Raw genomic sequence first — 12,198 nt, 5'->3', positions numbered from 1 at the left:
CCTCCTATCGCCCGAATACGCGGCGGAAAAATCCCTTTTTGCTGTCAAGATCCAAGTATGGAACACTCTCCCCGAGGATCCTGTGGCTGATATTCGTAAAGGCTTCTCCTGCCTTGGAACCGCTTCCAGCGATCGCTTCGCCCTGGTTGGTGGCGATTACTACCTGCTCATCATCGGGCAGAATGCCGAGCAGCGGAACAGCAAGAATTTCCTGTACATCATCCACCGACATCATTTCACCGCGTTTTACCATATCCGGCCGGATACGATTGATGACAAGAGAGATATCCCTCAGATCCTGCGCCTCCAGAAGGCCGATGATGCGGTCCGCGTCCCGGATGGCCGAAACCTCCGGCGTAGTCACAACAATTGCCTTATTGGCACCGGCAACTGCATTTGCAAATCCCTGCTCAATGCCTGCCGGACAGTCAAGAAGAACAAAATCAAAGCTCTGTTTTAATTCATCGCAGAGTTTTTTCATCTGCTCGGGCGTTACGCTTGTCTTGTCCCTCGTCTGGGCAGACGGGAGAAGGTAGAGCTGCTCGTACCGTTTGTCGCGGATTAGCGCCTGCTTCATCCGGCAGTTGCCCTCCACAACATCCACAAGATTGTAGACAATCCGGTTTTCAAGGCCGAGCACGACATCCAGGTTTCGAAGACCGATGTCGGTATCTACCATCACAACTTTCTTTCCAAGCTGTGCCAGCCCGATTCCGATATTTGCTGCGGTTGTCGTCTTTCCGACGCCGCCTTTTCCTGATGTAATTACAATGACTTCACTCATCTGGAACCTCCTTGTTGAAAACTGTTCTGCATTTTCATGCCGCAGGATGCGTCCAAACCTTTGTTTAAAAACGCATCCTTTCTCTTTTGCAGCTTTCTTCCCAGGCTTCGTTTCTGCCGGAAAAATTCCTTAGTCTGCTCTCACGCTTGCAACACCGTTGGAGTTTGCCTGACCGGACAGAATATCGTCTGAGAGGCCATAGTAATAATCTAAGATATCCTTAGCTACCAACTCTGCGTTCATAGAAGAATATCCAAACGGAATGCGGACGGCAAGAGCAATATCGTCTCTGCTCTCATAGTGAGAGAAGCCGATAAACAGTCCATGGTTTGCACGTGTACGGTCTTCCTGCGCGGTACCGGTTTTTCCGGAAAGCTCTACCGGCCAGGATTCCGGGAAAATGGTCGCATTGGATACGCTGATTACTTTTCGCATGCCTTCGTGTACCAGATCCCAGATGTTGGAATCAACATCCATTTCTGAATTTACCGTCGGGCCGAAATCTGCGCCCATATCGATGTCATTGCCATCCGAATCCGTTGCTTTCTGCAGAAGGGAAAGATTATAAACCGTACCGGAATTTGCAATCGTTGTGACATAGCGTGCAAGCTGTGTCGTCGTATAGTTGTTGGTACCCTGACCAATCGAGGAAGGGATCGGGAGGGAATCGGTTACATTCGGATCGGTTTCCGAAATTTCGATTCCAGTCTTTTCATCCAGCTTAAACATATCGGCATATTTCTGGATCATTTCCAGAGAGCGCTTCTGTTTAAAGGTGCCGTTCTCATCGAGTCCCAGACGATATCCAATCGTACAGAAGAACACGTTGCAGGAGTTCTGGATGGCACCGACAATGTTCAGATCTCCGTGGCCGCTCAACTGATGGCAGTGGACATAGTCAGATTCGTTGACAAGTCCTTCCCCGAACAGACCGTTGCAGTTGATGGTACTGGTCGGAGTAATTATGCCTTCGCTTAATCCGGCAACCGCCATCAGCGGTTTAAAGGTGGAACCAGGAGCCGTCTTCTGCTGGGTTGCTTTGTTGTACAGCGGGCTGGATTCATCGGTATTCAATTTTGCCCAGTATGCGGTATCCATCTGGTTTGCCAGGCGGTTGTTGTCGTAGCCAGGATAGGAAACACAGGCTAAAATAGCACCGGTATTCGGGTCCGTAATGACAGCAGAACCGGAACACGGATCGAGTGCAAGCTGTGCCGGGGTGATTTCCAGTTTGGCGATTTTATCGGACAGAAGCTGGAACGGTGTCATATTTCCTGCAACATAAGCGGCATAATCGTCATCCTCTTTCGTCAGAAGGTTCTGATCATACATCAGATTGCAGATATCATAGCCATCGAGCATATCCTGCAGCAGCATATAGTGATACATCTTTTTTGCAAATGTTGTATTGTTTGCCAGACGGTCCAGAATAACCTCCGTCAGCTTCTGATAAACCTCCTGAGAATCCAGGTAGGCATCATCCTGCGTCAGTGCTGAGACATCAATCCAGTTCTGGCTTGCCGCATACGTCAGATAATCACGAAGAGAAATCGTTCCGTCATTCCATGCCTGATAGGTGGCGTCTTTCTCATCAATTGCTGTTGAAGAAAGAATACCCATCGTACTGGAAAGCAGCTTATCCACGATGAAGGTCTCATATTCCTGCATTTCATCGCTGAGGTCGTTGTAAACGGTTGCTGTTTCAACGGTCAGTTCCTGCGTAATCTCGGCAAGCACCTGCTGGAGCTTCTGCTGGAACAGTGCATAGATCCGCTGCTCACGCTCCGTGGCATCCGCCGCCGAGAAATGGGAAATATCAATCGTGCTGTTTTCGATCAGTGCATTGTATACATCATAAATTGGAATCGGAACGGCATCCGTATTGGCAAGTGTTGAGATATCAACAGATTTTACATCACTCAGATACTGTTTCAGAATGCCGGCAATTCTCTGTTCCAGAATTTTATATACCGCAATCTGCAGGTCATAATCAATCGAAAGATAGACGTTATTTCCCTGTTTTGGCTCAACCAGGGATCCTTCTACCGTTTCCAGCTCTTTTCCGACGTTATTAACGATAATCTCTTCTGATCCGTCGGTTCCCTGAAGGATTGTCTCCATATACTGTTCCAGACCAGATTTTCCGACGATGGATTCCGTGGAATACGTTTCTTCTTTTCCCTGGCTCTTCAGCTCTTCATTCAGTTCTGTCAGCTCGTCTGAGGACGCCTGGCCCGTATAACCGATCAGAGAGGAAAAATACTTTCCGTCATAATATACACGCTCGGAATCTTCCGAAATGCTGACACCCTGCAGAACATCTTCATTCTCTGCAATCGATGCAGTTGTATTGCTGCTGACGCCGGAAGCAACTGTCACGCGGACATACTTCTGATAATTCGTCTGTTTCATCTTATAGCGGATCACCAGAATTTCCAGACGCTCCTGATTGGAAAGAGAAAGGACCGCATTTCCGGATTCGTCTGTCTGGTATGGAAGACCATACTCTTCAAAATCTTTGGCAGAATATGCGTATTTTTCATCGTCAGAATAGGCATCCAGGCCAAAGCCGTCCGGTCCGGCAAGAAATGTCATCAGCGTTTCGGCACTGGAACTCTTCTGTTCTGCCGTCATATCGTCGATTTTCTTCTGTCCATAAATGTCTGCACGGAAACGGTCGCGGGTCGTTCCCTCTTCACCTGTAAAAACAAACGCACCGTTCTCATCCACTTCAATCGGGAAGGTGCTGGTGTCAATCGAGTCTCCGTTTGCACGAATCAGCTTACAGAGACGATAGAGTTCTGCGTTCAGAGAGAGAATACGTTCTTTTGTCGTGTTGTACGTTCCGTTATCCTCGATGGTTACGGAGTAGGAAACCTTATTTCCAGCGATCAGTTTTCCGTTCCGGTCATAAATATTTCCTCTTGTACTATCAAGGGTTCTGGTTTTTGTGATTTGCAGTTCAAAATTATCCGCATACTCTTCTCCATGCACCACCTGCAGGATAAAAAGTCTTCCGATCAGGACGGCAAACATAGCAAGGAAAACCACACCAAGCAATAGGGTGCGGTTTTCACCGAGTCTGCGGAAAAGTTTTCTTATCTTCTTAGCCATGGCGACTGTTGTCCTTCCATTTCATTTTCGGTCAGTTTACGGTTGATGATAAATAAAAGCCGGTAAAGCAGAATGGAGAGCACTACCGTGTATACCATTTCCGGCAGAATAATATGCGCCAGATAATCGAAAAAGTGCAGGCGCACGCGCAGCAGGAACTGCAGCACATACATCAGCAGACTGTAGACAAGATCGCTGGCAGCGACCAGTACAATGTGTACCTTAATATCATCGTCATAGAAGACTTTGCAGAAAAAGCCATTCAGATAACCGATATACATGTAGAGCAGTGCGTAAAATCCAAACAGGCTGCCGTAGAACAGATCAATCATCAGACCGCTGAAAAATCCGACCATCAGTCCCTCTTTTTTTCCGCGCATCAGCCCAAAGGCGGACGTCAGAATCAGAAGAAGGTTCGGCGTTACGGACGCGATCTGAAAATACTGAAATACAGTTGTCTGTAACAGGAAAGCTGCCAGAATCAGAAAGGCAAGCGTGATTTTTCTGCGCATTTACTCTCCTCCCTGCTGTTTTAATTCTTTGATCACGAGAACTTCCTGAATATGTTGAAAATCCACAACAGGAATGATGTATCCCTTTTTCGTCAGGTGATTGGAGTCCTCGGTGATTTCACTGACATAGCCGATCAGAATACCGCGGAGGTATTTATCACTGATGTTCGATGTCACAATCTTTTCGCCCTCAGCTACCGTGTCGGTTGTATTCAGCTGGGAAAAGGCAAGCTTTCCGTCGCTGATCAGGCGCAGATCACCCGATACAATACACGTATCTGAGGTAGATGCTGTCATGGCGCTCACGGAACTGGAGTCATCAATGATAGAGCGGACAGTAGCGGAATTGGAACTTACCTCCTCAACAAGTCCAACAAGGCCGCCGTCTGCAATAACGTTCATATCTTTCTGAATCCCGTCATTTGATCCTTTGTTGATGACAAAGGTATCATACCAGTTGCCCGGATCCTTTGAGATGACCTGTGCTGCTACTTTTTCATATTCCGAGTAGGACTGGTCCAGCTGATACAGCTCCTGAAGACGCTGCAGCTCCTGCTGCTCCTGTACAAGCTGATTGTTTTCCTCAGTCAGATCCGTGACCTTCTGTTCAAGCTCCTCTTTCTCGGCAGACAGTTTTTTGACGTTCTGGAAACCGGTCAGACAGTCTGTCAAATACGCACCGATCTGGTTAATTCCGTTCTGAAACGGGATGATCACAAAGCCTGCGGCTTCCCGGATCGGCGTGACCGGCATTTTGTCTGCTGCACTGCCTAAAATGCCGGAGAGACACAGGAACGTCATGATGAAAAGTAAATGTTTGCTTTTTAGCTGAAATTTTTTCTTCTTATTCATAGCGGGTCCTTTTTGATAGATTTACTTCTTTTTATTTACCGTGTAAGCCCAGCGATGCAGCGCATCGTGCGTGATCAGTTCCTTGAGCCCACAGATGGTACAGAGGTCATAATACTGGGAAAGCTGCACCGGACAGCCGAGCTGTCTCGAAAGATAGCGGTCAATGTTCGGAATCCTTGTGCTTCCGCCGGTGATGTAAATACCCTCTTTCTGGATATGATCGTGGATCTGCGGCGGTGTACGCTCCAGCGCATGCTTGATTTCCTCGCCGATCTCATTAACACCGGAAAGGAGTGCTTCGTTTACGAGGGAAGAAGTAATGATCCCTTCCATTGGAAGACCGGATGCACCATCTACGCCGCGCACCTTCCGCGCCTCTTTTTTGTCTGTTCCAAGATCCGCCAGCGCAATCTTGACACGTTTGGCTGTTTTGGAGCCAATCTGGAAATTGTTTTTGCGGCGGTTCAGATTGCATATCGATTCGTTGAACTGTTTTCCGCCTACCGGGATGATTCTGGAAAAAATAACCCTCGCGTTGGCGATAACAGAAATCTCTGTGCTCTGCGCTCCGATGTTGACAATCATGGAACCCTTCGTGCGGTTGATCGGAATGCCAAGTGCCAGCGCATCCGCGATTGGTTTATCCACAAGATACATGCGGCAGTTTTTTAAGGCTCCCTTATGTGCAATCGTATAATAAGAACGCCGTTCAATCTCTGTCATATCGCAGGGAACTGAAAAATACAGCTCCGGGCGGTATCCCATGTGGCGCGTACAGCGATGGAGAAGCGTGTGCAAAACGGCTTCTACCATCAATACATTCGCAATGCGTCCGTTGCTCATGGGGGTAATTACCTCGATATTGGAAGGCGTTCTCTCGTGCATTTCATATGCGTAATTTCCAACGGCAATCACCTGTTCGCGGTTGCGTATGGCAATCATATTTTTTTCTTTTGTGATTGTGTCTTTCTTCAGGTCATAGATTTTGACGGTACTGGTGCCAAGGTCTATGCCGTATACATTTCGAATCTGCATCGTGCTCCTTTAACTTGTTCCCTTCCTTTGGGCATTTCTGCCTCGGATTTTCGGGATCAGATTCCCTGTTCCAGCATACTGGTATAACAGTGATCCCCGATAATAATGTGATCCAGCAGGGTAATGCCGAGCATTTCGCCCGCCCGCCGGATCTGCCGTGTCACGGTAATATCGTCACCGCTTGGTTCCGGGATTCCGCTTGGATGGTTGTGAACCAGCAGAATATGAACCGCACGGAACTGCAGTGCCGCAAGAAAAAGCTCCCGCGGCGAAATCATCGTCGCATTGACCGTTCCTCTTGTGATTTCCTTTTCTCCGAGAAGCTGATTTTTTGTGTCCAGCATCATGCAGAGAAGAACCTCCTGATCCTCGTGGCGGAGACGTTCCATGTAATAATCCGCAATGGAAGCCGGATCATGAAAGCAGAGACCTTTTCTTGCTCCGGCCGCGGCCATTCGTTTGGAAAGCTCACCGATGCACTGGAGCTGGATCGCTTTTACTTCCCCGACTCCGCGGATCTGCAGAAGTTCCTGTCTTGTACAGTGATAGAGTCCTAACAGGCCCTCCTCTTTTCCGGGAAGGGAAAGAATTTCTCTTGCGAGCTCCAGGGATGTTTTTCCCCTTGCCCCACATCGTAAAATGACAGCCAGAAGCTCCGCGTCGGAAAGGCTTTCCGGGCCGTTTTCCAGGCATTTTTCATATGGCTGTTCCATCGTCGGCAGGTTTCGTAATCCATTTTTTCTCATGTATTCCTCCCACCACTCTTCCGGGAATTTTCATGGAATACATTGGTTTGAATCACCCATCATTCTAGCACAACTTTCCGCAGATGTATAGGAATTATGAAAAATTCATATATTTTTTTGCAATTTCCTCTGCCGTTTTTAATCCGTCCATGGCTGCGGAAGTGATGCCTCCCGCATAGCCTGCGCCCTCTCCGCACGGGTAAAGACCGGTAAGCGACGGACTTTCGAGCGTTTCATTTCTTACAATGCGGACCGGTGACGAGGTACGCGCTTCCACGCCGGAAAGAACGGCGTCCGGACGGGAAAAGCCGTGGATTTTCCGCTCAGATGCACGAATGCCTTCCACAAGGGAGTCTCCGATAAACGTCGGAAGAACTTCCCGCAGATTGGCGAAAGTCCATTCTCCGCAGATGGAAGGGGTTACCTCTCCAAGTGCTGTAGAAACTCTGTTTTCACAGAAATCACCAAAAAGCTGCACCGGAACTTTGCCTTTTCCGGCTTCCCACGCAGCGTGTTCAAGCGCTCTCTGGAATGCCACACCATCGAGTACGTCCGGCGTTCCCTCTACATGGTACGGGCGGTAGTCTTCCGGTGTTACGGTGACAATCATAGCGCTGTTCGCATTTTTACCTTCCCGGTCAGAATAACTCATACCGTTGACGCAGGTGCGTTCCGCTTCCGAGGATGCGTTGACAACATAGCCGCCGGGACACATGCAGAATGAGTACACACCTCTTCCGTTTTCACACTGATTGGTGAGCTTATACGGTGCTGCCCCAAGGAAATCCGGTGCCTCCGGTCCGTACTGATCCTCCGTGATCATCTTCTGCGGATGCTCAATGCGGACGCCGACAGCGAAGGATTTTGCTTCCATGGAGATCTTATTTTCGCAGAGTTTAAAGAAGGTATCGCGTGCAGAGTGGCCGATCGCAAGGACTGCAGTCTCCGCGGCAATCTTCTCGGTTTCATTGACGGTTACAGAAGTGAGTCTGCCGTTTTCAATCCCAAAGTCCGTCACTTTTGCTCCGAAACGGACTTCTCCGCCCCATGCCTCGATCTTTTTCCGCATTGTTGTCACAATTCCGATGAGCTGATCGGTGCCAAGGTGCGGTTTCTGATCGTACAGAATTTCTTCCGGTGCCCCGCATTCCGTGAAGATCCGGAGTACCTCACGGTTTCTGCCGGATGGATCCTTCACCGAAGTGTTTAATTTTCCATCCGAAAACGTACCGGCGCCGCCCTCTCCGAACTGTACGTTCGATTCCGGGTTCAGAACGCCGGTTTTCCAGAACGCATCGACACTTTTCTTTCTCTGTTCTGCAGATTCGCCGCGCTCCAGAACGAGCGGACGGTAGCCATGCTTTGCGAGAACATAGGCACAAAAAAGTCCTGCCGGACCGCTTCCGATAATAACCGGCCGGTGAACAAGAGTCTGTTCTCCAGATTTTGGGAACACATGTGGCTTTTTCTCCGCTTTTACGATCTGGTTATTTTTCGCCTTCCGCAGTACGGCATTCTCATCTTTTACTTTTACATCAAGCTGATAAACGTATTTTAATTCGGATTTCTTTCTGGCATCAATTGAGCGGCGTAAGAGCTCAATTTCCTGCAGATCGTGTTTTCCGATTTTCAGTGTTTTTCTTATTTTCTGTTCCAGTTCCTCCTGTGTGTGGGTGACTGGAAGCTTTAATTGCTGTATCCGAATCATGCATGTTCTCCTGCTGCAGCTCTTCCGGCTGCACTTCCGCTGGACCAGGCCCACTGGAGATTGTAGCCGCCGCAGACGCCGTCGACGTCCAGGGCTTCTCCCGCAAAGAAAATACCAGGGTGCTGTACCGATTCCAGAGAATCCGTAAGCTGGTCGAGCGTGATGCCGCCCGCACACACCTGGGCTTTTCCAAAGTCGGTCTGGCCGGTGATCTGTAAACGATATGATTTGATGGCGCCTGCCATTTCTTCCGGAGTCTTTTTCTTTCCGATCAGAACCGGAATGAGTTTTTCTGGAAGAAGACCGATCAGAAGCTCTTTTGGCGCTTTATACGGGCAGATTTCCTGCCGTCTGACAAGTTCTGCAGTAAGCTCCGATTCCGTCAGTTCCGGAAAGAAGTCTACGAGAAGTTCAACGCGTTTTTTCTGCATGCAGGCGCGCACAGCGAACCGGGAAATCTGGAATACCGGGATGCCGGAGACACCGTAGTCGGTAAGCTGCAGCTCTCCCTGTTCCGTCAGAATCTCCTGATTTTCAACCAGAAGCGTAATCTTCGCGCGCACCCGAACACCCGCCCAGGAGGAAAACTGGTTTCCTTTGCAGCGGAGCGGGCAGAGGGCCGGGAAAAACGGAATCGAAGCGAGCTGAAGCTGATCGGCAAATCGAAGTGTATCTCCGTCGGAACCGGCGATCTGGGAAGCACAGCTTCCGCAGCAGATGATGACGCTGTCAGCCGGGTACTGCCATCCTTCGGTGCGCACCAGATAACCATTTTCGGCTTTTTCCACTGCAACAGCCGTTTCCCGTGTCTTGATTTTTACCTTTCGGAATCTGGCTTCCAAAATCAGCAGCTCAAGAACGGACTGTGCCTGCTCGCTGGCCGGATAAAGCCAGCCTTCACGGCTCCGGATGCGGATGCCGAGCTGTTCAAAAAACTGTTCGGTGTCCTGTTCGGTAAACTGTTCGAGAACCCGTGATGCACGCTCCTGATTTCCCGTGCGGTAGCACGATGCATCCTGATAACGATTGGTAAAATTACACCGTCCGTTTCCGGTCGCAAGAAGCTTTCTGCCCGGTTTATCGTTCTTTTCCAGAACGGTGACCGCGGCACCGAGACGTGAGGCCCAAATTGCCGCCATCAGTCCGCTCGCGCCGCCGCCGATAATTACCACATTTTTTGCCATTATAATGTCACCATACCGGCATCGACGAGTTTCTGAAGACTCATCAGAATACCGAATTTTGCGTGCTGCCACGTAAGCCCACCCTGAAAATAGACAGCGTACGGCGGTTTGATCGGGCCATCGGCAGAAAGTTCAATGGAAGAGCCCTGCACGAAAGCGCCAGCTGCCATGATAACTGGGCTGTCGTAACCTGGCATATCCCAAGGTTCCGGGGAAACGAAGCTGTCGACCGGGGCAGCTGCCTGGATACCCTGGCAGAATGCGATGACGCCTTCCGGTTTTCCAAAGGTTACCGCCTGAATGATGTCGTGACGGCTCTCGGTTCCGTTTGGAACAACGGCAAATCCCAGTTTCTCATAAACATTTGCAGCAAAGACAGCACCTTTTAATGCCGCTGCGGTAACGGTCGGTGCCAGGAAGAATCCCTGGTAGAAGGAACCGTTCACACCGAGTGTTGCGCCAACCTCTTTTCCAAGTCCCGGGGAGAGCAGACGGTATGCTGCATTTTCCACGTACTTTTTCTTTCCAACAATGTAACCGCCGGCCGGAGCCAGTCCGCCGCCCGGGTTTTTGATCAGGGATCCGACCATCAGATCTGCACCGACATTGGTCGGTTCGATCGTCTCCACGAACTCGCCGTAGCAGTTATCGACCATACAGATGACATCTGGTTTGATATTTTTAATAAATGCAATCAGTTCACCGATGCGGGTAACAGAAAGCGTCGGTCTGGTCTGATATCCTTTCGACCTCTGAATCGTCACCATCTTTGTCTTTTTGTTGATGGCATTTTTGATTCCTTCGTAATCGAAAGAGCCGTCCTCTTTTAAATCTACCTGGCGGTAAGTTACGCCATATTCCGCAAGAGATCCGACGGACGGGCGGATGCCGATCACTTCCTCAAGGGTGTCGTACGGTTTTCCAACAGGAGAAAGCAGTTCGTCGCCCGGGCGGAGATTTCCGGAAAGCGCCGTTGCAAGCGCATGGGTTCCGCAGGCGATCTGCGGGCGTACCAGTGCATCCTCAGTGCCGAAGCACGTTGCATAGACCTGCTCCAGCGTATCACGTCCCAGGTCATTGTATCCGTATCCTGTGGTTCCATATAAGCATGCCTCGCTGACCTTGCTTGCCTGCATGGCGTGGATGACCTTTAACTGGTTGTATTCTGCGATTTCATCAATTTTTGCAAAACGCTCTTTTAATTCTTCCTCAATTTTCGTTCCAAATGCGAAAACCTCTTTGGAAATGCCAAGTGTGCTGTACATAGCAGCTTTTTCTGTCAACATGATTGTTCTCCTTCTTCCTTTGCATCGGCCGAAACGATTTCGTTCCAGCGATCCAGCATATATGATAATATTTTTTCTTCGTCGTAGTCAAAATCCGGCTTGTTCAGCCAGATCACATCCTTTTCCCGTCGGAACCAGGTCAGCTGCCGTTTGGCAAAATGACGGGTGTCCCGCTTGATGATATAGACGGCCTCCTCCAGCGTGCATTCGCCCGCAAGATACGGGAACAGTTCTTTGTAGCCCAGTCCCTGCATGGAGACAAGATCTCTTGTGTATCCCATTTCTTTCAAACGGAAAACTTCATCAACCAGTCCGTCGCAGATCATCTGATCGACGCGCCTGTCAATGCGGTCATACAGAATCGAACGTTCGTCGTTCAGCACAAAATAAGCAGAACAGTACGGAGATTCCTTCTGCTTCTGCTCCTCGTTGTGCTCCGAAATCTTCTGTCCTGTCTCGTGATAATATTCCAGCGCCCGGATTACACGTTTTACATTATTCGGGTGAATCGTCTCCGCGGAAGCAGGATCAACCTCGGAAAGTTCCCGGTACAGTTCTGCCGCGCCTTCCTCCGTTGCTGCTTTTTCTTCCAGCTGTTTCCGGATCGGCAGTTCACCGTGCGATTCCGTAAAATCAACTTCTTTTAAAAGCGCCTGGATATAAAAGCCGGTGCCGCCCGTCACGATCGGAATCTGTCCGGCGGCGTATATTTTTTCCATCGCTTCATGCGCCAGTTCCACAAACTTCACGACGTGAAACTCTTCGGAAGGATCGAGCACATCGATCAGATAATGCGGAACGCCGCACATCTCCTCCGGGCGGATTTTGGCAGATCCGATATCCATATGGCGGTAGACCTGCATGGAATCCGCGGAGATAATGGCCCCATTCACCGCTTGGGCAAGCGAAATCGACAGCTTCGTCTTACCGACAGCGGTCGGACCGGTCAGGATAATCAAAGGTTTTTTCAAAAAAAT

The 12,198-nt window shown here is 49.6% G+C and carries 10 protein-coding genes; all 10 read right to left on the bottom strand.

Annotated elements, in window-relative coordinates:
- Positions 1-4: 4 nt before the first annotated feature.
- Complete coding sequence (minD, locus tag DW642_RS00205) at positions 5-784, bottom strand: septum site-determining protein MinD (RefSeq protein WP_022462852.1); 780 nt, start codon at positions 782-784, stop codon at positions 5-7.
- Between the two features lie 129 nt (positions 785-913).
- A complete protein-coding gene (locus tag DW642_RS00200; RefSeq protein WP_117508925.1) occupies positions 914-3,898 on the bottom strand; it encodes a penicillin-binding transpeptidase domain-containing protein in 2,985 nt (994 codons plus the stop codon).
- Entirely contained in the window at positions 3,883-4,410 is a 528-nt protein-coding gene (gene mreD / locus DW642_RS00195) for a rod shape-determining protein MreD (protein ID WP_022462850.1), read from the bottom strand. Before mreD ends, DW642_RS00200 begins: the two co-directional genes overlap by 16 nt.
- The gene (gene mreC, locus DW642_RS00190; protein ID WP_055228139.1) at positions 4,411-5,262 is read right to left on the bottom strand and encodes a rod shape-determining protein MreC; all 852 of its coding nucleotides are present in this window, start codon (positions 5,260-5,262) and stop codon (positions 4,411-4,413) included.
- Between the two features lie 21 nt (positions 5,263-5,283).
- A complete protein-coding gene (locus DW642_RS00185) occupies positions 5,284-6,297 on the bottom strand; it encodes a rod shape-determining protein (RefSeq protein WP_055217830.1) in 1,014 nt (337 codons plus the stop codon).
- Positions 6,298-6,353: 56 nt separating this feature from the next.
- Positions 6,354-7,043, bottom strand: a complete 690-nt coding sequence (gene radC, locus DW642_RS00180; protein ID WP_022462847.1) for a RadC family protein — start codon at positions 7,041-7,043, stop codon at positions 6,354-6,356.
- A gap of 94 nt (positions 7,044-7,137) precedes the next feature.
- Positions 7,138-8,751 (bottom strand): NAD(P)/FAD-dependent oxidoreductase, encoded by a 1,614-nt coding sequence (locus tag DW642_RS00175; protein WP_117508924.1) that lies wholly within the window; start codon positions 8,749-8,751, stop codon positions 7,138-7,140.
- A complete protein-coding gene (locus tag DW642_RS00170) occupies positions 8,748-9,935 on the bottom strand; it encodes an NAD(P)/FAD-dependent oxidoreductase (RefSeq protein ID WP_173813255.1) in 1,188 nt (395 codons plus the stop codon). Before DW642_RS00170 ends, DW642_RS00175 begins: the two co-directional genes overlap by 4 nt.
- Positions 9,935-11,221: a methionine gamma-lyase family protein gene (locus DW642_RS00165; RefSeq protein ID WP_055228136.1), complete on the bottom strand. Its 1,287-nt coding sequence runs from the start codon at positions 11,219-11,221 to the stop codon at positions 9,935-9,937. Before DW642_RS00165 ends, DW642_RS00170 begins: the two co-directional genes overlap by 1 nt.
- Entirely contained in the window at positions 11,215-12,192 is a 978-nt protein-coding gene (miaA, locus tag DW642_RS00160) for a tRNA (adenosine(37)-N6)-dimethylallyltransferase MiaA (RefSeq protein WP_117509148.1), read from the bottom strand. Before miaA ends, DW642_RS00165 begins: the two co-directional genes overlap by 7 nt.
- Positions 12,193-12,198: the final 6 nt, after the last annotated feature.

This window comes from Blautia sp. AM23-13AC (genome assembly GCF_003435675.1).
GTDB lineage: Bacteria > Bacillota > Clostridia > Lachnospirales > Lachnospiraceae > Fusicatenibacter > Fusicatenibacter saccharivorans.
The sequence above is the reverse complement of the archived record's forward strand: the minus strand, read 5'-3'. Positions and strand labels throughout refer to the sequence as shown.